Annotated in this window: 22 protein-coding genes; 6 read left to right on the plus strand and 16 right to left on the minus strand. The window is 64.3% G+C overall.

Annotated elements, in window-relative coordinates; all coding sequences use genetic code 11:
* Nucleotides 1-78 precede the first annotated feature (78 nt).
* From EN780_RS06000 to EN780_RS06060, 13 genes are all read right to left on the minus strand, one after another.
* On the minus strand, nt 79-1,905 hold the full coding sequence (locus EN780_RS06000; RefSeq protein ID WP_189556402.1) for an EAL domain-containing protein: 1,827 nt from the start codon (nt 1,903-1,905) through the stop codon (nt 79-81).
* 147 nt (nt 1,906-2,052) lie between these two features.
* On the minus strand, nt 2,053-2,559 hold the full coding sequence (locus tag EN780_RS06005; protein WP_189524286.1) for a molybdopterin-dependent oxidoreductase: 507 nt from the start codon (nt 2,557-2,559) through the stop codon (nt 2,053-2,055).
* Between the two features lie 226 nt (nt 2,560-2,785).
* Complete coding sequence (locus tag EN780_RS06010) at nt 2,786-5,734, minus strand: nitrate reductase (RefSeq protein WP_128272589.1); 2,949 nt, start codon at nt 5,732-5,734, stop codon at nt 2,786-2,788.
* A gap of 4 nt (nt 5,735-5,738) precedes the next feature.
* Nucleotides 5,739-6,068, minus strand: coding sequence for a nitrite reductase small subunit NirD (nirD, locus tag EN780_RS06015; protein ID WP_127311774.1), 330 nt, complete (start codon nt 6,066-6,068; stop codon nt 5,739-5,741).
* Nucleotides 6,069-6,073: 5 nt separating this feature from the next.
* Entirely contained in the window at nt 6,074-8,524 is a 2,451-nt protein-coding gene (gene nirB, locus EN780_RS06020; protein WP_128272590.1) for a nitrite reductase large subunit NirB, read from the minus strand.
* 20 nt (nt 8,525-8,544) lie between these two features.
* On the minus strand, nt 8,545-9,834 hold the full coding sequence (locus EN780_RS06025) for a nitrate/nitrite transporter (RefSeq protein ID WP_128272592.1): 1,290 nt from the start codon (nt 9,832-9,834) through the stop codon (nt 8,545-8,547).
* Between the two features lie 55 nt (nt 9,835-9,889).
* Complete coding sequence (locus tag EN780_RS06030; protein WP_128272594.1) at nt 9,890-10,087, minus strand: hypothetical protein; 198 nt, start codon at nt 10,085-10,087, stop codon at nt 9,890-9,892.
* Between the two features lie 405 nt (nt 10,088-10,492).
* Complete coding sequence (locus EN780_RS06035; protein ID WP_126055004.1) at nt 10,493-11,290, minus strand: ABC transporter ATP-binding protein; 798 nt, start codon at nt 11,288-11,290, stop codon at nt 10,493-10,495.
* A 10-nt stretch (nt 11,291-11,300) separates the two neighbouring features.
* Nucleotides 11,301-12,191, minus strand: a complete 891-nt coding sequence (ntrB, locus tag EN780_RS06040) for a nitrate ABC transporter permease (RefSeq protein ID WP_127311968.1) — start codon at nt 12,189-12,191, stop codon at nt 11,301-11,303.
* Between the two features lie 97 nt (nt 12,192-12,288).
* The gene (locus EN780_RS06045) at nt 12,289-13,605 is read right to left on the minus strand and encodes a CmpA/NrtA family ABC transporter substrate-binding protein (RefSeq protein WP_128272596.1); all 1,317 of its coding nucleotides are present in this window, start codon (nt 13,603-13,605) and stop codon (nt 12,289-12,291) included.
* Nucleotides 13,606-14,125: 520 nt separating this feature from the next.
* Nucleotides 14,126-15,016, minus strand: a complete 891-nt coding sequence (locus EN780_RS06050) for an FHA domain-containing protein (RefSeq protein WP_128272598.1) — start codon at nt 15,014-15,016, stop codon at nt 14,126-14,128.
* Between the two features lie 104 nt (nt 15,017-15,120).
* Nucleotides 15,121-16,362, minus strand: a complete 1,242-nt coding sequence (locus tag EN780_RS06055; RefSeq protein ID WP_189556404.1) for a CmpA/NrtA family ABC transporter substrate-binding protein — start codon at nt 16,360-16,362, stop codon at nt 15,121-15,123.
* A gap of 2 nt (nt 16,363-16,364) precedes the next feature.
* On the minus strand, nt 16,365-16,967 hold the full coding sequence (locus EN780_RS06060) for an ANTAR domain-containing response regulator (protein WP_127287210.1): 603 nt from the start codon (nt 16,965-16,967) through the stop codon (nt 16,365-16,367).
* 247 nt (nt 16,968-17,214) lie between these two features.
* Here EN780_RS06060 and EN780_RS06065 point away from each other — a divergent pair, with 247 nt between their 5' ends.
* Together EN780_RS06065 and EN780_RS06070 are read left to right on the plus strand one after the other, a co-directional pair.
* Nucleotides 17,215-18,423, plus strand: a complete 1,209-nt coding sequence (locus EN780_RS06065; protein WP_128272602.1) for an XRE family transcriptional regulator — start codon at nt 17,215-17,217, stop codon at nt 18,421-18,423.
* Complete coding sequence (locus EN780_RS06070; protein ID WP_245494842.1) at nt 18,413-18,934, plus strand: DUF4411 family protein; 522 nt, start codon at nt 18,413-18,415, stop codon at nt 18,932-18,934. Before EN780_RS06065 ends, EN780_RS06070 begins: the two co-directional genes overlap by 11 nt.
* Before the next feature lie 45 nt (nt 18,935-18,979).
* Here EN780_RS06070 and EN780_RS06075 read toward each other — a convergent pair whose 3' ends face one another.
* The 3 genes from EN780_RS06075 to EN780_RS06085 form a co-directional block, all read right to left on the minus strand.
* The gene (locus EN780_RS06075; protein WP_128272604.1) at nt 18,980-20,413 is read right to left on the minus strand and encodes an aldehyde dehydrogenase family protein; all 1,434 of its coding nucleotides are present in this window, start codon (nt 20,411-20,413) and stop codon (nt 18,980-18,982) included.
* 365 nt (nt 20,414-20,778) lie between these two features.
* On the minus strand, nt 20,779-21,279 hold the full coding sequence (locus EN780_RS06080; protein ID WP_127285579.1) for a GAF domain-containing protein: 501 nt from the start codon (nt 21,277-21,279) through the stop codon (nt 20,779-20,781).
* Nucleotides 21,280-21,625: 346 nt separating this feature from the next.
* A complete protein-coding gene (locus EN780_RS06085; RefSeq protein WP_127285580.1) occupies nt 21,626-22,234 on the minus strand; it encodes a hypothetical protein in 609 nt (202 codons plus the stop codon).
* 264 nt (nt 22,235-22,498) lie between these two features.
* On the opposite strand from EN780_RS06085, the gene EN780_RS06090 reads away from it, so the two are divergent.
* The 4 genes from EN780_RS06090 to EN780_RS06110 all read left to right on the plus strand — a co-directional run.
* The gene (locus tag EN780_RS06090; RefSeq protein WP_245494602.1) at nt 22,499-23,395 is read left to right on the plus strand and encodes a GlxA family transcriptional regulator; all 897 of its coding nucleotides are present in this window, start codon (nt 22,499-22,501) and stop codon (nt 23,393-23,395) included.
* A 208-nt stretch (nt 23,396-23,603) separates the two neighbouring features.
* The gene (locus tag EN780_RS06095; RefSeq protein ID WP_128272606.1) at nt 23,604-24,899 is read left to right on the plus strand and encodes a Xaa-Pro peptidase family protein; all 1,296 of its coding nucleotides are present in this window, start codon (nt 23,604-23,606) and stop codon (nt 24,897-24,899) included.
* A 280-nt stretch (nt 24,900-25,179) separates the two neighbouring features.
* Entirely contained in the window at nt 25,180-25,857 is a 678-nt protein-coding gene (locus EN780_RS06105) for an isochorismatase family protein (protein WP_128272609.1), read from the plus strand.
* A 10-nt stretch (nt 25,858-25,867) separates the two neighbouring features.
* Nucleotides 25,868-26,566: alpha/beta hydrolase fold domain-containing protein (locus EN780_RS06110; RefSeq protein ID WP_133372581.1), on the plus strand; the 699-nt coding region annotated here is incomplete at its 3' end.

Consider the following 26,566-nt stretch of genomic DNA (forward strand, 5'->3'; position numbering starts at 1 on the left):
CTCTGACTCCGTTAGTCCTGGTTCGAATCCAGGTTCCCCAGCCAACTCATTTCCTGACGACGAAAAGCCGCCAGATGATCAGGCCGAGAGGTTCAGCTTTGATCCGGCCCTGGCCTTGAGGTTGCCCCGCCGCGCAATCAGGTGATTTGTCAGCAGTTTCTCTTCGATTGGTTCCGACATGAAAAACCCCTGGGCGCCGTGGCATTGTTCGGCGATCAGGAAGGCCAGCTGTCCTTCGGTTTCCACGCCTTCGGCCATGACCGTCATGCCGAGAGAGTTGGCCAGCGCGATGATGCCGCCGACAACGTCCTGCTTCTTCCTGGACGATTCCAGATCATTGAGGAAGGATCGATCGATCTTCAGCTGATTGAGGTCGAGATCGAGATAGCCGAAGCTCGAATATCCCGATCCGAAATCGTCGAGTGCCAGGCTGACCCCTAGTTTGCGAATTTTCGCGAGCGTGTTCAGCGCATCCTTGCTTTGGATGAAGACCCCTTCGGTTATTTCCAGTTGCAGGCGCGCCGGCGGCAACCGCGTTTGCTGCAGCACTTCGACGAGGTGCACGAAGAATGCGTCGGCCTGCAGGGTTTTGCCCGAAACATTGACGGCGCAGATGAAATCGCCGGCCGAAACCGGCACCCACCGAACGGCCTGCGCGCAGGCCTTGCTCAGCACGACCTTGTCGATTTCCAGGATCAGATCGCTGCGCTCGGCGGTCGGAATGAACGAGTCCGGCAAACGGACCGTTCCCGAAACGCGGTCGCGCCAGCGGACCAGGGCTTCGGCGCCGATCATGCGCCCGCTCGCCAGTTCGAACTGCGGCTGCCAGACCAGGAACAACTCATCATCGTCGAGCGCTTGCTTGATCGCCGCCTCCTCGCCGAGTTGCAGGTCGATCTGGCTGAGGATCGCGGGCGAGAAGGTCACAAAGCCGGACCGCCCTTCTGCTTTCGCGGCATAAAGCGCGCTGTCGGCATTGCGCAACAGTGTGGAGATGTCCGCGCCATGATCCGGGAAGGAGGCCATGCCGATGCTTGCGCCGATGCGCACCTGATGCCCGTCCAGATCGGCAAACCGGTTCAATTGCTCGCGCAGCCGGTGTCCCAGATCGTCCGAAGGCCCGATCGCCATGATGGCGAACTCGTCTCCGCCCAGGCGGACGGCGGCCACTTCGTCCGGCCGCTCGACCGACTGCAGGGTTTCGGCAACGGTCTTCAAGAGCATGTCGCCGATGTGATGACCGAAGGTGTCATTGACGCTCTTGAAGTGGTCGAGGTCGATCAGGAACAGCCGGAGCTGCTGGCCGGACAGCCTTGCCCGCTCCAGCAGCCCGTCCCTGTTGGCCGACATCCAGGCCCGGTTCTTCAACTCGGTCGTCGCGTCCCGCCAGGCGAGAAATTCGAGCTTGCTGATGGTTTCCCGACGGCCGATGAGAAGCACGGCGGTTCCGATCGCCAGCGCCGACAACACCGTCAAGGCAAAGGCGATCTGGTAGTTGAACCTGTTCAGGTTCGTCTCCGCGGCATAAAGATCGACGTTAACCTCCTCGCCATATTTGTAGTACTCGTCGTTCATCCGCGCGACGATCTGGTCGAGCTCAATTCCCAGTTGCCTGAGGCCCTTTTCATCCAGAGGCAGACCTGCCTGGATGATGACATCGATCCGCTTCACAGCGTCCTTGACCTGCGGCACGATACCCGCGTAGGCGGGGATTTCGCTGATGGTGTCGCCGCCGTCGATCCGCTCGAAGCGGATGTAGACCAGATCGTTTGCGGCCGACAGCTGTTCCAGGCTTTCCGGCGAACCGTCGGCCAGTTGCGCAAGCGAAACCATATCTCGCAGATGCGTCACGTCGCGTATGGCAATGTGGAACTCGCGAATGGCGAAGAAGCCGAAACGCGGCATCGCGCTCTCCACCTTGCTGACGCTCGTGAAGAGCACCGCGATCAAGATCGCCGAGCAGATGGCCGCCGACGCCGCAGCGGCGACGTAGGTTATGGGAACCCGCCAGGCTTTGCTTCTAGACCACATGGCCGAAAGTCACGAAGGGGTTCAATTGCCCGGCGCGATCGTCTTGATCAACCAGATCCATCGCGGTTTGCGAACTGGCGTATCGAAGGCCGGATAGTCGTCGAGAGGATAGATCAGCCGCGTCGGACCCTGCGTCCGCCGGGTCAGCAGCTCGCCGTCCTGGCGCGTGGCAAGAAGCAGCGGACCGTCCGTCCAGTCCTCCTTCGGGATTACCTGCACATAGTCGTCCGCCGCCCGCAGGACGACCGACGATTCACCCTCCAGTCCGACCAGCTTGACCACATCCCTAAACAGCACACCCTGAAACGCCAGTTGCCCCTTTTCGAAGGGACTTGGCGTGGAAACGCTGTAGAGGCCGAGCTTTTCCAACTGGCGCAGCGTGACCGGGATCGACTCGCCGTTCTTCTCGACCTTGAATGCGACGGTGTCGGGCGGTTCCGGATATTTGGCGGGCTCCATGGCGAATGCCGGCAGCACGCCGATTGCCGAAACGAACAGAATGATCAAGGCCCGATGAAGTGCAGACAAACGCCTCTTGAGGATCGACACAACGCAGTCCTTCCATTTCCATGGCCAGTACCAACCGTTGCCGGCTCGCCGATACTGTCGGCGGAGCTGCCATCCTTCCATCGAATGTTTATTTTTCAGTTAGCTTTTGGTTTCAGATGCCCGTCGTTGCTGGCCATCGATACGGGCTAACCATCACATATCGATAGCTTTTCGAGACCGATCGGCGGGCAAGCAACCTTGCACGCTACTCCGCCGCCTGCACCCTGCCGGTTGCGATGATGGCGCGGATTTCGGCGCGACAGGAGCCGCAGTTGGTGCCGGCCCTGGTCGCCTCGCCGATGGCCTCGACGGTTCCGCAGCCGGCCCCCACCGCCGCCGCGATCTGGTTGGCGCCGATGCCGAGGCAGGAGCAGACGATGGCGCCGATATCGGGCCGATCGGCGCCGGCACGACCGGCGACGATGCGGAAGCGCTGGCGCTGGCCGGCGTGGGTTGCGTCGAGCTGCTCGGCGGCCCAGCCGCGCGATACGGCGACCGGTCCCGGCGCGACGAACAGTGCGCCGGCAAGGCGTTCGCCGGCGAAGGCGGCGATGCGATGCTGGCCGGCCTCGCGGTCGTGATAGGCGAGCATCTCGGCCTCGGGTGACGCGCCGAACAGCGACTGGGCAAAGCCGGCCCAGTCGATGTTCTCGTCGGCGAAGGCAAGCTCCACCCGCCAGCCGCCCTTGCAGCGCGCCACCGCCCAATAGTCGGCGGCGATCGCCTCGGGGCGATCCCGCATCACGGCGAAACCAAAGGCCGCCGCGGCGAATTTCTCGATCTGCACCGCGACATGCTTCAGCGCCGGCTGGCCGGAGATCGGGTCGGTGAGCGGCGCGGTCAGCGCGTCGAGGCGCCCTCTGGCCGCGAACTGGTCGGTCCAGTGCATCGGGGCGAAGACGCTGCCCGGGCGCTGGCGGGTCGTGATCAACGCGCGCACCAGCACCGCGCCGCGCGGGCTGGATATGCGCACGATATCGGCGTCGCCGATGCCGTGGTGCTGTGCATCGGCCGGATGGATTTCGACGAAGGGCTCGGCGATGTGCTGGGACAGGCGCGGGCTTTTGCCGGTGCGCGTCATCGTGTGCCAGTGGTCGCGGATGCGGCCGGTGTTCAGAATCAGCGGGAAATTTTCGCCCGTGCGAGTTTCCGTCACAGGTCGGACGGGGATGAAGCGCGCCTTGCGGTCGGGGGTGTAGAAATTGCCGTTGGCGAAGAAGCGAATGGGCTGGCGCCCGGTCGTACCGACCCCCTCTGGCCTGCCGGCCATCTCCCCCTCAAGGGGGGAGACCAGCGGCACTGCGGGCTGCGCCCACTCTCCGACTTTGGAGATTGGCGAAGGTCGAGGTGCGGGCTGATCTCCCTCCTTGAGGGGGAGATGGCCGGCAGGCCAGAGGGGGGCGCCTGCGACAGTCTCGGCCTCGTTGGCAGAGACTGAGACTTCACCTCCGACCCCTCTCCGGCTCGCTTGTCTCGCTCCGCTCAACGCGCTCTCCGACCCTCCCCTCAAGGGAGAGGATAAGGCCGGTGCTGGCCATTGGAATGGCGCCAAATCCTCATAGCCCTCAGCATTGATCCCGGCATAAGCGCCGATATCAAAATCCCGCGCGCCATCATTTTCATAACCCGACATTGCGGCGTGCTCGGCGAAGATCTCGGCCGGCGCGGCATGCGCAAACGCCTCGGCAAATCCCATCCGCTTCGCCACCTCGGCAACGATCCACCAGTCCGGCCTCGCCTCGCCGGGCGCCGCCAGAAACGGCCGCTGGCGCGAGATGCGGCGCTCGGAATTGGTGACGGTGCCGTCCTTCTCGCCCCAGGCACTGGCGGGCAGAGACACATGGGCGTGGCGCACGGTGTCGGTGCTGGCCAGAACGTCGGACACCACGACAAACGGGCAGGCCTTGATCGCGGCTTCCACCGCATCGGCGTCCGGCATCGAATCGACCGGGTTGGTGGCCATGATCCACAGCGCCTTGATGCGCCCGTCGGCCACCGCGTTGAACATGTCGACCGCCTTCAGGCCCGGCTTTTCAGCCAGGGTCGGCGCGTTCCAGAAGCGGCGCACGCGGGCGCGATGCGCTGGGTTCTCGATCTCCATATGGGCGGCCAGCATGTTGGCCAGGCCGCCGACCTCGCGACCGCCCATGGCGTTGGGCTGGCCGGTCACCGAGAACGGCCCTGCCCCCGATTTGCCGATGCGGCCGGTCGCCAGATGGCAGTTGATGATGGCATTGACCTTGTCGCTGCCTTGCGAAGACTGGTTGACGCCCTGGCTGTAGACGGCGACGGTCTTCTCGGTCGCCGCGAACAGCGCGTAGAAGCGCGACAGCTCGTCCTCGCTCAAACCCGTGGCGGCGGCAATGCCGGCGAGATCGAGCGATGCGGCGGCCGCCAGCGTCTCCTCGAAGCCTGTCGTATGCGCGGCGATATAGTCGCGGTCGAGCGCTTCGTTCTTTGCCAGATGTTCCAGCAGGCCGGAGAACAGCGCGGTGTCGCCATCCGGCGCGATCGCCAGGTGCAGGTCGGCGATATCTGATGTCATGGTGCGGCGCGGATCGACCAGGACGATCTTCATCCCGGGCCGCTTCTCGCGGGCCGCGGCGATGCGCTGGTAGAGCACGGGATGACACCAGGCGAGATTTGAGCCGACGAGCACGATGAGATCGGCCAGCTCCAGATCCTCGTAGCAACCCGGCACCGTGTCGGCGCCGAAGGCGCGGCGATGCCCGGCGACCGAGGAGGCCATGCAGAGCCGCGAATTGGTGTCGATGTTGGCCGAGCCGACAAACCCTTTCATCAGCTTGTTGGCGACGTAATAGTCCTCCGTCAGCAGTTGGCCGGAGACATAGAAGGCGACCGCGTCCGGCCCATGCTCGGCGATGGTGCGCGAGAAGGTCGAGGCGACGAGGTCGAGCGCCTCGTCCCAGCCGACGCGGCCGCCGCCAATTTCGGGATGGAGCAGCCGGCTATCGAGGTCGATGGTCTCCGCCAGCGCCGAGCCCTTCGAGCACAGCCGGCCGAAATTCGCCGGATGATCAGGATCGCCGCGGACGGTGACTTCACCGTCCGCGGCGACCTTCGCCAGCACGCCGCAGCCCACCCCGCAATAGGGGCAGGTGGTCCTCACCTCGCGTGCTTCGTCGATCTCCATGGGTTCAGGCCGCGCGGCTGGCCAGCGCTTCCAGCGCCAGGAACAGACGCTCGCCTTCCCGCTTCACCGGGATGGTGCGCACCGCGCCCTCGTCGGCGCCGAGCGCCTTGCCGGTCTCCAGCGAAATCACCCAATTGTGCAGCGGGCACGTCACCGCGGCGCCATGGACGATGCCCTGGCTCAGCGGCCCGCCCTTGTGCGGGCAATGGTCCTCGATGGCGAAGACCTCGTCGTCGGCGGTGCGGAAGACAGCGATCTTGCCATGCGGGGTGGCGACGCAGCGCGCGCCGCGGCGGGGGATGTCGGCGATGGTGCCGATAGCGATCCAGGTCATGATTGTCACTCCGCCGCCTCGGCAAACCCGACCGAGGCCATCGGCCGGAATTCGTGCTTGTCCTTGCCGGAGACGCGTTCCGACCACGGATCGACCTGGGCGAATTTCTGGGAAAAGACGAAGCGCTCGTAATAGGCCTTGCGCTTCTCGCCGTCGTCCATGATCTGGCGCTTGATCTCGGCGATGCCGACGCGCTTGGCCCATTTGTAGATGCGTTCGAGATAGCGGGCCTGCTCGCGGTACATCTGCGTCAGCGCCACGATGTGCTCCAGTGCCTCATCCTCGGTCTTGACCAGGCCGAGCACCTCGGTGCCCTTGATGTCGAGACCGGCGGCGCCGGCGAAGTGGATCTCGTAGCCACTGTCGACGCAGATCACGCCGACATCCTTGCAGGTCGCCTCGGCGCAGTTTCGCGGACAGCCCGACACCGCCATCTTGACCTTGGCCGGGGTCCACGAGCCCCACATGAATTTCTCGATGCGGATGCCCAAGCCGGTCGAATCCTGCGTGCCGAAGCGGCACCAGTCGGAGCCGACGCAGGTCTTCACGGTGCGCAGGCCCTTGGCATAGGCATGGCCGGAGACGAAGCCGGCCTGGCCGAGATCGGCCCACACCGCCGGCAGGTCCTCCTTGCGGATGCCCAGCATATCGATGCGCTGGCCACCGGTGACCTTGACCATCGGGATCTCGAACTTGTCGACGACGTCGGCGATGGCGCGCAGTTCGGAGGCGCTGGTCACCCCGCCCCACATGCGCGGCACCACCGAATAGGTGCCGTCCTTCTGGATGTTGGCGTGCACCCGCTCGTTGATGAAACGCGACTGGTAATCGTCGGCATATTCGTCCGGCCAATCGCAGACGAGGTAGTAATTGAGCGCCGGCCGGCATTTGGCGCAGCCACAGGAGGTCTTCCACTCCAGCTCCTGCATCACTGCCGGAATGGTCTTCAGCCCCTTGGCCTTGATCAGCCGGCGCACCTCGTCATGGCCGAGCGTGGTGCAGGAGCACATCGGCTGCACGGCTGCGGGGTTGTAGGTGTCGCCGAGGGTCAGCACCATCAGCTTCTCGACCAGCCCGGTGCACGAGCCGCAGGAGGCAGACGCCTTGGTGTGCGCCCGAACATCATCGAGCGAGGTCAGGCCCTTGCCGGTGATCGCACCGGTGATCTTGCCCTTGCAGACGCCGTTGCAGCCGCAGATTTCCGCATCATCCGGCAAGGCTGCAACGGCCGCCATAGGGTCCAGGGGGGCACCCCCCTGGTATGACTGGCCGAAGATAAGCGTGTCGCGCATCTCCGAAATATCGGTCTGCTTCTTCTTGAGGTCGTTGAACCAGGCGCCGTCGGCCGTTTCGCCATAGAGCACGGTGCCGATGATGCGGTCGTCCTTCAGCACCAGGCGCTTGTAGACGCCAGCCGAGGCATCGCGCAGCACGATCTCCTGGCGGTCGTCGCCATCGGCGAAGTCGCCGAGCGAGAACAGTTCGATGCCGGTGACCTTGAGCTTGGTCGGCGTGTCGGAATGGACGAAGGCGGCAGCCTCGTCGCCGGCAAGCTGGCTGGCGGCGACGCGCGCCATCTCGTAGAGCGGCGCCACCAGGCCGTAGACCATGCCGTTGACCTCGGCGCATTCGCCGAGCGCGAAGATGTCGGGGTCGTTGCTGCGCATGCCGGCATCGACGACGATGCCTCGGTTGACGGCGACGCCCGCGTCCTTGGCCAGCGCCGCGTTCGGCCGGATGCCGACCGCCATCACCACCAGGGTCGCCGGGATGATCGTGCCGTCGGCAAGCTCGACCTGCTCGACCTTGCCGTTGCCGGTGATGGCTTGCGTGTTGGCCTTGGTGATGACCTTGATGCCGCGTTCCTCCACGGCGCGCTGCAAGAGGTAGCCGGCGGCGGGATCGAGCTGGCGCTCCATCAGCGTCGGCATGACATGCAGCACGGTGACGTCCATGCCTTGCGCCTGCAGGCCGGCCGCGGCCTCCAGCCCGAGCAGGCCGCCGCCGATGACCACGGCCTTGGCCCGCGACTGGGCTGCAAGCATCATGGCGCGGACGTCGTCGAGATCGCGATAGGTCAGCACGCCCGGCAGGTTGTTGCCGGGCACCGGGATGATGAACGGCACCGAGCCGGTGGCAATCACCAGCTTGTCATAGGGTTCCGTCACGCCATGGTCAGAGGTGACGGTCTTGGCCGCGCGGTCGATGGCGACGATCTTATGGCCCTTGTAGAGGGTGATGCCGTGCTTGATGTACCAGCCGTCGCCGTGAATGATGATCTCTTCGTATGCCTTCTCGCCCGACAAAACCGGCGACAGCATGATGCGGTCGTAGTTCACGCGCGGCTCGGCATTGAAGATGGTGACCTGGTAGCGATCCGGCGCCTTATCCAGGAGATGCTCCAGCATGCGCCCGGGGGCCATGCCGTTGCCGATGATGACGAGTTTCTCGGTCATATTGCTGATCCGTTCCGGTTTCACTCGGCCGCGTAGAGCGCTGGCGTTTCGGCGGCGGCACGTTCCATGCGGCGGATGGAGAAGTGCATCCAGGCAAGGCAGCCGACGACGATGACGAAGAGGAGCATGAAGCAGCTCGACCAGACGCCGGTGAGGTCGTTGAGGGCGCCGAAGGCGATCGGCAGGACGAAACCGCCGAGCCCGCCGATCATGCCGACCACACCGCCGACGGCGCCGACGTTCTTCGGATAGTAGACGGGGATGTGCTTGTAGACGGCGGCCTTGCCGAGGCTCATGAAGAAGCCGAGCACGCAGGCGACGGCGATGAAGGCGAGCGGGCCGATCTCGAAGTGGAAGGCGATCGGCCCGCTGATGCCGCGCACGACGTAGTCTGCCGAGGGGAGAGACAGAACCAGGGTCGCAACGGCACAGACCGTGAAGGTCCAGTAGAGTACGGTGCGGGCGCCGATACGGTCGGAAAGCACGCCGCCATAGGCGCGGAAGACGCTTGCCGGAATTGAGTAGGCGGCGCCGATCATGCCGGCGGTGGCGATGTTGAAGCCGTAGACGCCGATCAGGTAGCGCGGCAGCCACAGCGACAGCGCCACGAACGCGCCGAAGGCGAAGAAGTAGTAGAAGGCGAAGCGCCAGACCTGCAGGTTCTTCAGCGGCGCGAATTCCTGCCAGAAGCTTCTCGGCGCTGCCGCTTTGCCGGCGCGGCGCTCGCGGATGACGGGGTCGTCGCCGGTGGTGAACCAGAAGACGACGGCCATGACGACGAGCGCCGCCGCCCAGATCTGCGCCACCGTCTGCCAGCCCCAGGCGAGCAGCACCAGCGGGGCCAGGAACTTGGTGACCGCGGCGCCGACATTGCCGACACCGAAGATGCCGAGCGCCGTGCCCTGCCTGCCGGCGGGAAAGAAGCGCGAGACGTAGGCGACCCCGACGGCGAAGGAGCCGCCGGCAAGCCCGACGCCGAGTGCTGCGATCAGCATCTGCTCATAAGTATGCGCAAAAGAGAGCAGTAGGGTCGCGATCGCCGCCGAAAGCATGACGGCGGTGTAGACCAGCCGCCCGCCATAGCGATCGGTCCAGACGCCGAGCAGCATGCGCACGAGCGAGCCGGTGAGAATCGGCGTGCCGATGAGCAGGCCGAACTCCGTCTCGCTCAGCCCAAGCTCCTGCTTTATGCGCACGCCGATGATGGAGAAGATCGTCCACACCGCGAAGCAGACGGTGAAGGCGATGGTGGACATCACGAGCGCCTGCCTGGGTTCCTGGCTGGGCGCGGCTGGGAGATTTGCGGTCATGTCGGCTCCGGTTTGCGGCGTGGAGGCGCCGCTCTTGTCTGTTCGTTCGCGATTGTCAGCGACGCGCCATCGGCGTGCCGGTCGAAACCTCGCTGTGCGCGGCCACCGCCGGCCCCTTGCCGTCCGTCTTGGCGCCGACGGGAAAGAGCAGCAGCGCGGCGGTGAACAGCGCGGCGGTCAATGCGCTGCTGGCCAGGAAATCGCGGCGGGTGAAGTCCTCGAGGGCCGCGCCAGTTCCGATCCGTTTCGTCATCGTCGTCTCCGGTTGGGCACCGCCTGGGATCGGCGCCGTCGATTGCGTGTTCGGTCAAAACAAAAAAGCTGCCGGCCAGGTCGCTCGCGTCCGTCCATCCGGGATCGCGTGTTGACCTGATCGGCAGCTTTGCCTGTGGCGCCCGCCATTGGACGCCGTGTCTCTTGGCCCCGAGGGACCTACATTCCTAAAAGCAGGAAGCGTGCCAGTTCGACGGCGCGCTGAATTATCAAATAATATCAATGCGAAACCGCAGCCGAGCGACTTTTGACGAGCCCGGCGGCGGATCAAAGATTAGTCAGATCGCCTTGCACGGCAGCATAATATTTGTGCAGTGCGGCAGGTTGCCCATTGCCGATGCAGATCGACCTTTGGCGTTGAAGATGCGTTTCTCGGGTCATGACGCTACTCCGCTGCTTCAACGAAGCGGTGGCGTTCATAGAGGAACTTCAGCACCGCCTCGCGGCAGCGCAGGAAGGTGCGGTCCGAGGCAAGCTCGATGCGTCGGCGCGGCCGGGCCAGCGGCACCGAAAGCACCTCGCCGATGGTTGCCGCCGGGCCGTTGGTCATCATCACGATGCGGTCGGACAGAAGCACCGCCTCGTCGACATCGTGGGTAATCATGATCATGGTCGTGCCGAGCCGGGCGTGGATGTCCATCACCGCGTCCTGGAGGTGGGCGCGGGTCAGCGCGTCGAGCGCGCCGAACGGCTCGTCGAGCAGCAGGATCTTCGGCTGCATGGCGAGCGCGCGGGCAATGCCGACGCGCTGCTTCATGCCACCGGATATCTCGGCCGGGCGCTTGTCCCTGGCATGCGCCATCTGCACGAGATCGAGGTTGCGCATGATCCACTCATGCCGCTCGGCCCGGCTTTTGGTGCGGCCGAAGACCTTGGAGACGGCAAGGTTGATGTTCTCGTAAACGGTGAGCCACGGCAGCAGCGAATGATTCTGGAACACCACGGCGCGCTCAGGTCCCGGGCTGTCGACCTCCTTGTCCTCGAGCAGCACGGCGCCCGAGGAGACCCTGGTCAGCCCGGCGATGAGGTTGAGCAAGGTCGACTTGCCGCAGCCGGAATGGCCGATGATGGAGACGAACTCGCCCCTGTCGATGGTGAGCCTGATATCCTTCAGCACCTCGCTGACCTGGCCGCCGCGGGCGAAGGATTTGTCGATATGGTCGAGCTTCAGATAGGCGGTCATGGCGCCCTCCTCACTTTGCCGTTGTGCCGCGGGTGACGAAGGCGCCGACCGCCGCGACCAGCCGATCGAGGCAGAAGCCGGTGACGCCGATATAGGCCAGCGCGACGATGATGTCGGGCAGCCGCGAGGAGTTCCACGCGTCCCAGATGAAGAAGCCGATGCCGACGCCGCCGGTCAGCATCTCGGCGGCGACGATGGCAAGCCAGGAGAGCCCGATGCCGATCCTCAGGCCGGTGAAGATGTAGGGGGCGGCCGCCGGCACCATGATCTTGACGAAGAACTCGAGCTGGTTGAGCCGCAGGATGCGGGCGACGTTGCGGTAGTCCTCGGGGATGTTGCGGACGCCGACGGCTGTATTGATGATCACCGGCCAGATCGAGGTGATGAAGATCACGAACAGCGCCGACGGATTGGAATCGCGGAAGGCGGCGAGCGACAGCGGCAGCCAGGCGAGCGGCGGCACGGTCCGCAGGATCTGGAACACCGGGTCGAGGCCGCGCATCGCCCACACCGACTGGCCGACCAGCGCGCCCAGCGCCACGCCGACCACCGCAGCCATGCCGAAGCCGATGGCGACGCGCTGCAGCGAGATCAGCACTCGCCAGGCAAGGCCGATATCCTGCGGGCCGTTGTCGAAGAACGGATGCGCGATCAGGTCATAGGCCTCGTTCCACACCTGGCTCGGCGGCGGCAGGCTGGCCGTCGGCGACGAGCAGGCGACCTGCCAGACGACGAGCAGGACGAGGATGACGACGGCCGGCGGCACCAGCGCCGTCGCCAGCTTGCCGGCAATGGCGAGCGGATCGATGCGGCGCCTCGCCTTTGCGGTGAAGGCGATCACCTCGGCGGGCTTTACGGGAAAGGCCTTCACCTTGGTGTCCTCGACGGTTTGGATGGACATGTGTTCGCGAAGCTCCTGTTCGTTGGGCGACAACGGCGCGAGCGCCGTTGCGCCTTTGTCGCGCCGCGACAAACGGCGCCTTTGGCGCCGTTTACGCCTAAGCCGATGCCTTGATCTTCAGGCTGTCGAGATAGGCGGACGGGTTGGCCGGATCGAAGGTCTTGCCGTCGAAGAAGGTCTCGACGCCGCGCGACGACGATGCAGGGATGTCGCTTGCCGCGACGCCCAGCTCCTTCGCCGCCTCGCGCCAGAGATCCTCGCGGTTGACCTGGTCGACCAGCGCCTTGATGTCGGTGGTCGGCGCGAACTTGCCCCAGCGGATGTTCTCGGCGAGGAACCAGGCATCATGGCTCTTGAAGGGATAGGAGACGCCGCCCTTCCAGAACTTCATGTAGAGGTCGGTGCCCTTGGCGACGCGGTCGTTGCCATAGTTGATGTCGCCCTTGAGGCGGCCGATGATGTCGGCGCTCGGAACGTTCATCCATTGCCGCTTGCCGATGATGGAGGCCATCTCGTCCTTGTTCTCCATCGCCTCGCACCATTGCTGGGCTTCCATGACGGCCATCAGGATCGCCTTGGTGGCGTTGGGATATTTCTCGATGAAGGCGGCGCGCAGGCCGAGCGCCTTTTCCGGATGGCCCTTCCACAATTCACCCGTGGTGGCGGCGGTGAAGCCGATACCCTGGTGGACGAGTTGCTCGTTCCACGGCTCGCCGACGCAGAAGACGTCCATGTTGCCGACCTTCATGTTGGCCACCATCTGCGGCGGCGGCACGACGATGGTCGAGACGTCCTTGTCGGGGTCGATGCCGCCGGCGGCCAACCAGTAGCGTATCCACAGGTCATGCGTGCCGCCCGGGAAGGTCATGGCGGCCTTGACCTCCTTGCCGGCGGCCTTCTTGGCGGCGAAGGCCTCCTTCAGCTTGGAAGCGTCGAGGCCGACGCCGGTGGCGGCGTATTCCTGGGCGACGGAAATGCCCTGGCAGTCGTAGTTCAGCCGCGCCACGATCGCCATCGGCAGCGGCTGCTTGTTCTGCGTCACCTTGCCGGTGTGCATGAGGTAGGGCATCGGCGTCAGGATGTGGGCGCCGTCGATGCCGTTGGCCTCGCTGCCCAGCACCAGATTGTCGCGCGTCGCGCCCCAGGAGGCCTGCTTCAGCACCTCGACATCGGGCATGCCATATTTGGCGAACAGTCCCTTCTCCTTGGCGATCATCAGCGGTGCCGCGTCGGTGAGCGCGATAAAGCCGAGCTTGGCGCCGGTCACTTCGGGTGCTGCGGTCGCCGCATAGGCGCCCGAAGGCAGAAGGTTGCGCGCCGCCACGAGCAGCCCCGCCGTCAGCGCGCTTCTGGCAAGGAAGTCGCGACGCGACATGCCCTTGAGGGTCGTTGCAGTTCCGATCCGTTTCGTCATCGTCATCTCCCGGTTGGACGCCGCTTGGGACCGGCGCCGTCGATTCTCGTGTTCGGTCAAAACAAAAAGCTGCCGGCCAGGTCGCTCGCGTCCGTACATCCGGGATCGCGTGTCGACCTGAGCGGCAGCTTTGCCTGTGGCGCCCGCCATTGGACGCCTGTTCCGCGGCTCCGCGAGGAGCTTGGTTATTGCAATGCAGAAACCGTGCCAGTTTTGAACGAGGAGAAAAACTTCAATTAAATCAATGATCCACGCCGGCAACGCACGGGCTGGGTGACGAGGCGCGCAGGCCAAAGATTGTTCATTAGCGCAAGCGCACGCATAATTATTGTGCAATGCACAACAGTGGCGCGAAAATAATCAGGACTGTAAAATCAGCTCTCGACACGGTGATCTTGACCGGTTGTGGACCTGTTGCCGGCCGAGATTTCAGCCTTCGTGTAGATGGATCGACAGCACGGGCGCTTGGCTGACCTCGGCGCCGCCGCCGAGACCAGTCGCGGCTAACGAATCCATCCGGTCAGCCTGAGACAATCTCGTAGTGAAGAACCTCGGTGTCGCCGGGCGACGATCTCCGTCCCGGCGAGATGACGCCGGAGCCGAAGAGAAGAATATCTTCGCGGCGCACGAATACTTCATGGTCGGGTCCCATCGACACAAATGTGCCCGACGAGCTTCGCTCGATAAGGCGGGCCTTGCCATTCGAAATGGTGAAAGTGGCGTGGTGCCTTGAGACCCAGGGCCACTGGATGACGATATTGCATTCCGGAGATCGGCCGAACGTCACGAATTCGTTGTTTCGGCAGGATCGCGACTGATCTCCATAGCCGATGAGAAGATTGATCTGCGGCGGCGGGACGGAGCGCCGTTCGATAATGGTGCCCCGGCTGGCGATTTGCGGACTGAGGGTCCCATCGTCGCTCCTCAGAGTATAGACATCGAAGAGTTCCTGCTTGCCCTTGAAAGCCATTTTGTCGAGGAGCCGCAAGGCACTGCGGCTGCCCGCTGTAAGGCCTTCGAAGAAGCTCTGGCTGATCAGCACCTCCCCGGGGTTGGCCGTGCTGGACAACCTGGCGGTGACATTGACAACATCGCCGAATATCGCGCCCCGCGCGCGAATGACCGCCCCGAAATGCAATCCTATACGGGCGCTCAACGGCCCTTTGGTCAATTGGCGGCTGATTTGGCAGACGGCCCTCAGCGCCATCTCCGGGCTCTCGAACAGGCTGAGTACGTCATCGCCTTTCGAGTAAATGAAATCACCGCCGTGCTGGGCGACGATCTCGCGCATCGTGTCCAGGCAATCCGAAACCTGCTGCAGAGCGGCATCGTCGCCGATGCGCTCATAGAGGGGCGTGCTGCCCACGACATCAGCCAAAAGGACGGCGGCCAGAAGTCTTTCCTGATCCATCGATCTCGTATCCGCCCGAGAACGCAGCGTATATAACACACCAAGGCGGCCTTTGACTTATCAACTTGCGTGCGTTGGCGATCCGCACCCCGGCAGGTCGGAACCTACTGCGCCAGGGAATCAGCGTGTTTCTGCCCGGCGACATAGGCTTCGATCTCGTCGGGATCGAAGATCTGGCCGTCGAAGAACCCGTCCGGGCCGAGCAACAGGCTTGCCCCCGCCGAACCGACCGGCGTCGCCGCTTTCAGCGCCCCTTCGACCTTGGCATTGGCGCCGGGCAGCGCCACGCCGAGCGGCTTCAGCGCCGAGCGATAGAGGTCGGGCCGGTAGCAGTTCCAGGCGATGGCGAGGTTTTCCGGCGTGTGCGCGACATGCCCCCAGCGCACCATCTGCGTGTAGAACCACAGCGCATGGCTCTTCCACGGAAAATTCGCCGCCTTGTCGAAGGGCACGAAGAAATCGGCGATCGCCCGCTCGGCGCCACCGCCGAGCTTCAGCCGTCCGGTCAGGATCGGCATCTGCACCGAAGCCGGCAGGCCGAGGAAGCCCGGCCCGGCCATCAGCGCCGCCAGTTCGGCATGGTTCGCCGGGTCCTGGCACCAGCGCGCCGAGTGATGCAGCGCTCTGAGCAGCGCCGCCAGCGCCTCCGGATTCTCCTCCGCCCAGGCCTTGCGCACGCCGATCACCTTCTCCGGGCTGTTGCGCCAGAGCAGCGCCTTGACGGTGACGATATGGCCGGTGCCGGCGGCGACCGCGGCACTGTTCCAGGGCTCGCCGACGCAATAGCCGTCGATGCGGCCGGCGGCCAGCGCATCGGCCATGAAGGGCGGCGGCACGATGACGATCTCGATGTCGCGCTCGGGATTGATGCCGCAGGCGGCGAGCCAGTAGCGCAGCTCGTAGTTATGCCCGGAATGCGGATGCACGACGGCGAAGCGCAGCGGATCGCTCCCCCTGGCGGCCCGCCCGCGGATCAGCGCGCCAAGAGCGGCCCCTGCCCGCGCGGGATCGAGATCGGGTTCCGCGCCATGCGCCGCCATGCCGTCCCACACCGCATTGGAGACCGTGACGCAATTGCCGCCGAGGCTGAGCGAGAACGGAACGATGGTCTCAGAGGCGATCGGCGTGAGGCCGAGGCTGCAGGCCAGCGGCATCGGCCCCAGCATGTGCGCCAGATGGAAATGGCCGATGGCGATGCGGTCGCGGATGTTGGCCCAGGAGGTCTCGCGATGCAGCGTCAGCTCGATACCCTCGCGCGCGGCAAAGCCCAGTTCGCCGGCCGCCACCAGCACGGCGCTGTCGAAAAGCGGCATGAAGCCGGCGGTGATCTGGTGCGTCGCTGCCATGCCTATTCGTCCTCCAGCGGCCCGAGCAGTCCGGCGGCGGTCACCAGGCTCTGGGCGATGTCGCTGATCTTGCGGTTCTGGTTCATCGCCGTCTTGCGCAGCAGCGTGTAGGCCGCCTCTTCGCTCAAGCCGCGCGATTTCATCAATATGCCCTTGGCGCGGTCGATGACCTTGCGGCTCTCCAGCTCGCTGCGCGCCTCCTCCAGTTCGCGCGCCATGCGCGAGAAGGCGTTGAAGCGGCTGACCGCCATGTCGAGGATCGGCTTGACGCGCTCCTGCCTCAAGCCATCGACGACATAGGCCGACACGCCGGCCTCGACCGCGGCCTCGATCGAGGCCTGGTCGGAGCGGTCGACGAACATGGCGATCGGCCTCTTCACCGCGCGCGACAGCTGGAACATGTTTTCGAGCATGTCGCGGTTGGGGTTTTCGAGATCGATGACGATGACGTCCGGCTCGATCTCGGCAATGCGCCGCGCAATGCCGGCGACATCATGGATGACCGTCACCCGCTCATGCCCGGCCTCCCGCAGCCCGGCCTCGATGATCGAGGCACGGATACGGTTTTCGTCGATCACAAGGACGGCGAGCGAGGAACGGACCATGGGGGCTTCAATATGTCGAAGCGGGGGGATTGTGCAATGCGGGATGGGGGGATCTTCGTCAGCAGCCTTGTCGCGGCCCGCTACACAGCCGATGTCCCGGTTAACGACAATCCTCCGTGTCGCCACCCAGGGCAGTAGCGGAGATGTTGACCCCCTCCTAAATATGTGTCCACTTCGTAACAAAGCGTTCGCTAGCGGGTTGTATCTTGGCGCCGGCCAAAGGAAGGCAAGCGGCAAAGGGTGATGAATGCCAAACGTCAATCCTGACGTCCTACGATGGGCTCGCGAAACAGCTGGGCTCGATCTACACGACGCGGCGAAAAGGCTCGGAATAAGTGACACACGGGCCATCGCCGGTCCTGATCGTCTTGCTGCATTAGAGAAAGGGGATGGCGAACCCTCCCGCCCCTTGCTTTTGAAGATGGCGCAGCACTACCGCCGCCCTCTTCTTGCGTTTTACCTTCCCGCACCACCACGGCGGGCTGAGCGAGGGGAAGACTTCCGAACGCTGCCCGCAGAGTACGGGCAAAGAGATGCTGCGCTTGTTGATGCTCTGTTGCGTGACTTGAGGGCAAGGCAGGAGATGGTCCGATCCCTGCTTGAGGTCGAAGATGAGGCGAAGGAACTGCCTTTTGTAGGTAGCTTCGATATGAGCGGTGGTTCGAAGCAGTTGGCTAAGGCAATTGCTCAAACCCTTGATTTTGATATCACGCAGTTTAGGCGGGGGGGGCGCAACGAAGCCTTTGCCTATCTTAGAGACCTCGCCGAGCGCACCGGCGTGTTTGTACTGTTGATTGGCAATCTCGGAAGCCACCATAGCACTCTGGACGTTGAGCTTTTCCGTGGGGTCGCGCTAGCAGATCCTGTAACACCCTTTGTGATCATAAATGATCAGGACAGTGAGGCGGCTTGGTCCTTTACGCTGCTCCACGAGCTTGCGCACGTCTGGATTGGCCGCACTGGCATTAGCGGCGCAAATCCGTCCACGGCCATCGAGGTCTTTTGCAACGACGTGGCGGGCCAAATTCTTATGCCTGACGGTGAAGCATTGCGTGACGACGCTCTGCGGGGCGCCCCTTCCGACCAAGTGATCGCCAGAATCAGGCAGCTTGCTGAAACTTGGCAGGTGAGCCATTCCGCCGTCGCCTACAAGCTGTTTCGAGAGGGAATCGTATCTCGCGATGTCTGGGCCGAAGTGAGCGGCATATTTCGGCGACAATGGCTTCAGAACCGCGCCGCTGCACGAGAGCGCAATAAGGATATCGAAGGCGGACCGGACTATTACGTCGTCCGAAGGCACAGGCTTGGCAACCGCTTAGTAGGTTTGTCTCGGAGGATGCTGGCAGAGGGCGCCCTCTCCCCATCCATGGCCGGCCGGATTCTAGGAGTAAAGCCTACCAATGTTTACGCCTTGACGGGGGCCGCGACAGCCGGTGCCTCCGGGCGTGCTGCGTGAGGGGGCGACAATTTATCTCCTCGATGCCAATGTCTTGATTACCGCCAAAAACTCATACTACGCATTCGACCGCGTCCCCGAATTTTGGGAGTGGCTTTTGCACTGGGCGGAGCAAGGCGCAATCAAGATGCCAGTGGAAATCGTCGAAGAAATTGTCGGCGGGTCCGACGATTTGGCCGAGTGGCTTGGGGACAAAGACAACAAGAATGCTATGTGCCTCGAAGAGGAAGTTGATGTAGCACGGGTCCAGGAAGTTCTCGCCAACGCCTATGCCGCTGACCTGACAGACGCCGAGATCATTAAGATCGGACGCGACCCATTCCTGGTCGCACACGCTTTGTTCGCGCCGGACATTCGAACAGTCGTTACCACCGAGGTCTCGAAACCAACTACGCAACGGGCAAATCGTAGAATCCCCGACGTATGCGATCAGATGCGCGTCAGATGGTGCGACAGCTTCACCCTGGTGCGAGAGCTAAATTTCTCGACCAAATGGCGTGACCGCGTCTAGAAGCAGACGGCAGTGCCGGCATCGGGTCGTCGATTGCCACCGCCCCTACTCCGCCGCCTCGTACCCCGCGATGCCCTTGATCTCCAGAAAATCCTCGAGCCCATACTCGGCATATTCGCGGCCGTTGCCGGATTGCTTGTAGCCGCCGAAGGGCAGGCCGGCGTCCCAGGTCGGGTAGTTGATGTAGACGTTGCCGGAGCGCATGCGGGCGGCGACGGCGCGCGCCTTCTCGATGTCCTTGGCCTGGATGTAGGAGGCAAGGCCGAAGACGGTGTCGTTGGCCTGCTCGACCGCCTGCTCGACCGTGTCGTAGGGCATGATCGCCAGCACCGGCCCGAAGATTTCTTCGCGCGCTATACGCATGTCGTGGGTGACGTCGGCGAAGACGGTCGGACGGACATAATAGCCGCGGTTGAGCTCTGCCGGGCGGCCGGGGCCGCCGGCGACCAGCGTGGCGCCCTCGTCGATGCCGCTCTGGATCAGGCTCTGGATCTTGTCGAACTGGAGCTGGCTGACCACCGGGCCGAGCTTCGAGCCCGGCGCGTCGGCCGGGCCGACGGTGAATTTTTCCGCCGCCGTTTTAGCATAGGCGGCCGCCTCGTCGTGACGCTCGCGCGGCACGAACATGCGCGTCGGCGCGTTGCAGGACTGGCCGCTGTTGCCGAGGCAGCCGGCGACGCCCTTGGTGACGGCCTTGGCGAGGTCGACATCGGGAAACAGGATGTTGGCCGACTTGCCGCCAAGCTCCTGATGCACGCGCTTGACCGTGTCGGCGGCGGCCTTGGCGACCAGAATGCCGGCGCGGGTCGAGCCGGTGAAGGACATCATGTCGACATCCGGGTGGCAGGCCAGCGCCTGGCCGACGGTCGGGCCATCGCCATTGACGAGGTTGAAGACGCCCTTCGGCACGCCGGCCTCGTCGATGATCTCGGCGAAGATGATGGCGTCGAGCGGCGCGATCTCCGACGGCTTCAGCACCATGGTGCAGCCGGCGGCAAGCGCCGGGCCGACCTTGCAGGTGATCTGGTTCAGCGGCCAGTTCCACGGCGTGATCAGGCCGACGACGCCGATCGGCTCCTTGACGATCAGCGAGGAGCCCTTCACGTGGCGGAACTGAAAACTCTTCAGCACCTCGGCCATCTTCTCCAGATGCGCCTGGCCGACGCCGACCTGGCTGTCCAGCGCCATCTGGCGCGGCGCGCCCATCTCGCGCGAGACGGCCAGCGCCAGGTCCTTGCTGCGCTTCTTGTAGACCTCGATGACGCGGTTGAGGATCTCGAGCCGCTCTTCAACCGAGGTGAAGCCGAAGCTGTTGAAGGCGCGCTTGGCCGCCGCCACCGCCTTGTCGACATCGGGCTTGGTGCCAAGCGAGATCTGCGCGAAGGCATCCTCGGTGGACGGATCGATGACGTCGAAATTGTTCGGAACGACCGGATCGACCCAGGCGCCGTCGATGTAGAACTGCAGATTATGGGACATGGGTTCCTCCTCGGTCGGCCGTGGTTCTCGATTGTGGGGCGTCGTATTCCGCCAGTGATAACGATGCAATTAGGTCAAACGCAAGACCTGGTCGTTGAGCCAGAGGTTGACCGCTTTCACCCTGAGGCATCGCGCATACAGCCTGGCTTTCAGCGCTGGCGCTGCCCCTCATTGTCCTGCCGGCCCCCGTGAACGGGGAGAAAGTGGCTGGCCGCAGCCTCGGCGCTTTGTCCTGCAACGCTGGCGATTGGCGAAGCCGTCCGCACAGCGTCCTTCGCCCCGTTTACGGGGAGAAGTGCCCGGCAGGGCGATGAGGGGCGGCGCCGACATCGACAATGGCACTCGCCAGACGCGCTGCACCGCCATCAGTCGGGCTCGAACGCACTCGCCGCGACATAGATCGCGGCCAGCTTCTCGATGCCGGCCTGGTCCTCCTTGTCGAAGCGGCCGGGCAGCGGGCTGTCGAGGTCGAAAACGCCGAAGATGCCGTCATTGTCCCTGAGCAGCACCACCAGCTCCGAACGCGAATCCGCGTCGCAAGCAATGTGGCCCTCGAACTCGTGGACGTCCTTGACCAGCATCGACATGCCCAGATCGACGGCGGTGCCGCAGACGCCCTTGCCGACGGCGATGCGCACGCAGGCCGGCTTGCCCTGGAAAGGGCCGAGCACCAGCTCTTCGTCCGATTGCAGGAAGTAAAAACCGGCCCAGTTGAGGTCGGGCACCATCTGGTAGATCAACGCCGCGGTGTTGGCTGCGTTGGCGATCGAGTCGCGCTCGCCTTCGAGCAGCGCCTTAAGTTGCGCGGCGAGATCATTGTAGAAGGCCGGCTTGTCCGTGCTCTCGATCGCCTTTGCCGCAAACATCGCCGTGCCTCCGTTGCCAGGACGCCGAAGCGCCCGCTCCGCTCTCTCTGCCACCAGGTGAGCGATGAGGCTATCACGAAATCCCCCGGGATGATGACGATTGCGGCGGCGGCAGCAAAGCGTAGGTCGGCGCTGCCCCTCATTGCCCTGCCGGGCATTTCTCCCCGTATAGTGACGGGGAGAGGAAGCGCTCTCCTCGACGGTGTCGCCAATCGCGAGTGTTGTAGAAAAGGCGCCGACGTCGCGCTCATCTGCCTTCTCCCCGTTCACGGGGAGAAGGTGCCGGCAGCGGGGCGGCGCGACGTTTCTAATTTCGCCCCAGAGTGCGCGACGTATGGGACCGGCTTCAGGTCTGCCGGCGGCCGAAGACGCGGGCAACGCGCCCCAGCAGGCTGGGACCTGGAGCAGCCGACTTGACCGGCGCCGGCGGCGCGGCCGGCTCGGCACCGGCACGATTTTCCAGGTCGGACACCATGGCCGTAACCGCCTTGTTGACATCGAAGGCCGATGTCGGACGGGCGTCCTTCATTCGTTGCTGGGTCAGCGGCGAACATGTCGGGCGGCCGTCCGCGCCGAGTACCTCTCCCATGGTGAGCTGGTGGGTGAAGCGGAAAAGGGCAAAGACGGCATATTTGGTCGCCTGCGCGTCATAGGCGCGGCTTTCGACCTTGGCATGGATTTCCAGCAGCTTCGGGATCAGGAACTGAGCCTTGTCCGGCGCGGCTTCGCCTTCGTATGGCAAGGTGCTCCAACCGGCCTTGATCAATGTGGCCCTGAATTCGGCTGGCTCTCGCCAGAGGGCGACGACAGTCGCGGGATCGACAAAAGCCGTGACGTAGTTCCCCTTCATGTTGTGGGCGATGCCGACCTCGTCCAGCAAACGCTTGCATTCGGGAACGAGCCAGACGGCCTTTGGAAAGATCGACTGGAATTCGAAGTCGTAGTTCAGTTCCATCCGAAAAGCCTCCGGCGTTTCATCACCCTGACCTTCCGTCAAGTCTCGCAATTTCTACTTAAGGTTTTGCCTATCTTGCTTGGTGAACGGCTGATTGACTGGCGTCCCCGTTGCCAGCCGGCCGGGCCACCCGCTACAGTTCCAGCCGCCTCAGGAAAGAGCATCGTGACTTCCAATTCCGCCAACCGCAAACGCGACCGCGCGCAGCCGGCGGCGGGCGAAGCCCCCCTCGCCTTCGCCGTGCTGGTCTTTCCCGGCTTTCCGATGATGGCGTTTTCCTCGCTGATCGAACCGCTGCGCGCGGCCAACGTACTCGCCAAGCGCGAATGCTACCGCTGGGTGATCGTCGGCGCGGATCCCGGCACGGTCGAGGCCTCGAATGGCGTCGTCATCCAGCCGGGCTTTTCGGCGGCCGATGCGCCGAAGGTAGACCGCATCGTCGTCTGCTCCGGCGGCGATGCCGACCATGTCGTGGCCGACGAGGCGATGAGCTGGATCCGCAAGAGCCTGCGCGGCGGCGCGCATATCGGCGCGGTTGCGGATGCAGCGTTCTTCCTCGCCCGCGCCGGCCTGCTCGACGGACATGCCTGCACCCTGCACTGGACCAGCCAGGCCGCCTTCACCGAGGCTTTCCCCGATATCGAGCTTCGGCGCGATCTCTTCGTCATCGACCGCAAGCGTTTCACCTCGGCCGGCGGCGTCGGCAGCCTCGACATGATGCTGGAGATCATCACGCGCGACTATGGCGCCGAACTGGCGGCGGGCGTCGCCGAATGGTTCGTGCACAGTCCTTTGCGATCGAGCGTCGACCGCAAGCTGATGCCGCTCAGGCTGCGCACCGGCGTGCAGAACGAGCTGGTGCTGTCGGCCATCGCGATCATGGAGGACGCGGTGGAGGAGCGGCTCGGCATGGCGGAGCTGGCGACAAGGCTCGGCGTCTCCCCGGACAAGCTCGAGCGCAATTTCCGCGCCGAGCTGGACATCTCACCCAACGGCTACTACCGGCGGCTGCGGCTGAAACGGGCGGCCGACCTGCTGGCGCATTCGACGCTGATGGTGCGCGATGTCGCGCTGGCGTGTGGGTTTGCCTCGATGTCTAGTTTTGCGCGGGCATTTCGCGAGGAGCACGGGCACGCGCCGAAGGCGATGCGAAGGCAGTAACTCTTCACTGTGCTGAATGCTGAGACGCTGGCGGGACAGCGTCCCCCTCTGGCCTGCCGGCCAGTCCGGCAGGACAGAGGGGGGCGAAGGATCTCGGCGCCTGTAGTTCGCCTCACCACATCTGCGGCATCCGGCACGACATTTGCGGGAATTCGCACACACTTCGTGCAACGCATAGCCCATGTTCTCCGCATCAGGAGGCACCGCCATGAGCATCGTCGTTTTCGACCCCGACAGCACCGAGGATGTAGACTTCAAGGATCGCATGCGCCATCCGGCGGCGGCCGATCCGGCGGGCGGCATGTGGCTCTCCGACACCGAGCCGTCCTTCATCGATGCGGATGCGCTGCGCAAGGGGCGGCTCAAGAAACTGCGCGGCTGGATGCGCGAGGCAGGCTATGGCGCGGTCGTCCTGTTCGACCCCTACAACCAGCGCTACGCCACCGGCTCGCGCAACATGTTCGGCTACTTCCTGCGCAACTCGACGCGCTATTTCTTCATCCCGACCGAAGGGCCGGTGGTGCTGTTCGAATATCCGCAGAGCTACCATGTCTCGATGGTGCTCGACACGATCGACGAGGCGCGGCCGTCGAAGCTGGTATGGTCGTCGGTCTCGGGCCGCGACGACGAGACCGCCGGGCCGTTCGCCGACGAAGTCACCGAACTCCTGAAGAAGCATGGCTGCGGCTCGATGAAGCTCGGGCTCGACCGCTGCAGCCATCTGCAGGCGCTGGCGCTCGAAAAGCGCGGCTGCGAGGTGCGCGATTGCCAGGGCGAGATTTTGGCCGTGCGCGCGGTGAAGACGCCTGAGGAAGTCAAATGCCTGCAGGCGTCCATGGCCGGCGCCGAGGCAGCGGTGTCCGCAGTACGCGAGGCGATCAAGCCCGGCGTCTCCGAAAACGAGCTGTTCGCCATCATGTATGGCGAAGTGATCCGCCAGGGCGGCGAGTTCATCGAGACGCGGCTGCTCACCTCCGGCCAGCGCACCAACCCGTGGTTCAGCGAGGCGAGCGGGCGCAAGATCAGGCCGGGCGAGCTGGTCGCGCTCGATACCGACACGATCGGCTGCTACGGCTATTATTCCGATTTCTCGCGCACCTTCCGCTGCGGGCCGGGCAAGCCGACCGCCTACCAGAAGTCGCTCTACCGCATGGCGCACGACCAGGTTCAGCACAATATCGGCATCGTGAAGCCCGGCATGGCTTTTCGCGAGATCGCCGAGAAGGCCTGGAAGATCCCGGACCGCTTCGTCGACCAGCGCTACACTTCGGTCATGCACGGCGTCGGCATGCATGGCGAGACGCCGTTCATCGCGCACTCGATGGACTATGAGACCTATGGCCGTGACGGCATCATCGTGCCCGGCATGGTGGTCAGCGTCGAAAGCTATATCGGCGAGAAAGGCGGCCGCGAGGGCGTCAAGCTCGAGGACGAGGTGCTGATCACCGAGACCGGGACGGAGTTGCTGTCGCGGTTTCCGTATGAGGACGAGTTCTTGGAATGAGCGATTTGATGCCGATACGCTCTGTTGGCGCCGCCCATACGCTATCGCAGGCCTTCGAGATTGGTCGCAGCAAATGTGACGTCATCATCCTAGGGCGAAGCAAGGAGCGAAGCGACGCGGCGCAGACCCTAGGATCCATGCCGTTACTTCGGAGCGTTGCAACGGTGCAGAATTCTGTTCCGCTGCATTTTTCGCTAAAGGTAACGGCATGGATTCTAGGGTCTTCCCGACGCCGCTTCGCGGCTGCTTCGCCCTGGAATGACGAAGCGCGAGCATCCGCATGAAAACGCCCATCTCCATCCGGCGCGGCACCGTGGCCGCGGTGTTCATCGATCTCCAGGAGGAGCATCGCAAGGACGAACGCTATCTGGTCGACGGCTTCGGCGACATCCTCGCCAACGTGCAGCGGCTGCAGGCGGCGGCGCGGCGCAATTTCGTGCCGCTCTACCACTTCGCCTACATCGTCGACCTTGCCGGGGCGCGGCCGTTCCATCCGGTGGACGCCAGCGGCAAGTCGGCCTTCTCCGACAAGGACGATCCGCTGACGGCGATCTGCGCGGACGTGGCGCCGGCCGAGGGCGAGACGATGCAGGTCAAGACCGAGGCCAGCGCCTTCGGCAACGGCGCCTTCGCCGACCGGCTGAAGACGGCGGGCATCGAATGGCTGGTGATTGCCGGCGTCTGGACCGAGGCCTGCATCGACGCTACGGTGAAAGATGCGGTGGCGCGTGGTTTCCGCGTGCTGCTGGTCAAGGATGCCTGCGGCAGCGCGAGCGCCGCCATGCACCAGACCGCCATCCTCAATCTCGCCAACCGGCTCTATGGCGGCGCCGTCACCGGCACGCTCGATGCCTGCCGGCTGCTGGCGGGCGACACGGTCGATGCGTGGCAGGTCGAGGGCTCGGTGCCGCTGCGCTTCACCTACGAGAACGCGGCGCGGCTCTACGACGAGCTCTGACGGTAAGCCGATGGGCGCGAACCAGACCGAAGCGACCAGGCGGGGGAAATACGCCACCCTGCTCGACCCGGAGCTGTGGGACTATATCGACCAGGTCAATGCCTGGTCTCCGCCCGGGATCGCGGCGCGGCCGATCGCGGAGCAACGGGCGGTCTACAACGCGATGTGCCGTGCCTTCCACCAAGGCTGTCCGGCCGGTGTCACGGCGAGTGACGATGTGGTCTCGGCCGACGGACGCGACATCGCGGTCCGGCGCTACCGGATGGCCGGCAAGGTGGCGCGGGCGATCGTCGTCTACTACCATGGTGGCGGCTTCGTGCTCGGCGATCTCGACAGCCATAACGACATCTGCGCCGAGATCTGCGCCGCCACCGGCTTCGAGGTGATCTCGGCCGACTACCGCCTGGCGCCGGAGCATCTCCATCCCGCCGCCTTCGAGGATTGCCTCGCCGTGTTCGAATGGGTGGCGGCGACAAGCGCGCTGCCGATCGTGCTCTGCGGCGAGAGCGCCGGCGGTAATCTCGCCGCGGCTGTCGCGCACGCCACGCGCCGCAGCCAGCGCCACGCCGCCGGCCAAGTGCTGATCTACCCCGACCTCGCCGGCGAGACGGGCCGCTCCTATATCGAGCATGCCGAGGCGCCGTTGCTCAGCCTCAGCGATATCGATTCCTACCGCCGCATCCGGTCCGCGCCGGGTCAATCGCTGGAC

It is taken from the genome of Mesorhizobium sp. M4B.F.Ca.ET.089.01.1.1 (genome assembly GCF_004022605.1).
In the GTDB taxonomy this organism is placed as follows: Bacteria; Pseudomonadota; Alphaproteobacteria; order Rhizobiales; family Rhizobiaceae; genus Mesorhizobium; species Mesorhizobium abyssinicae.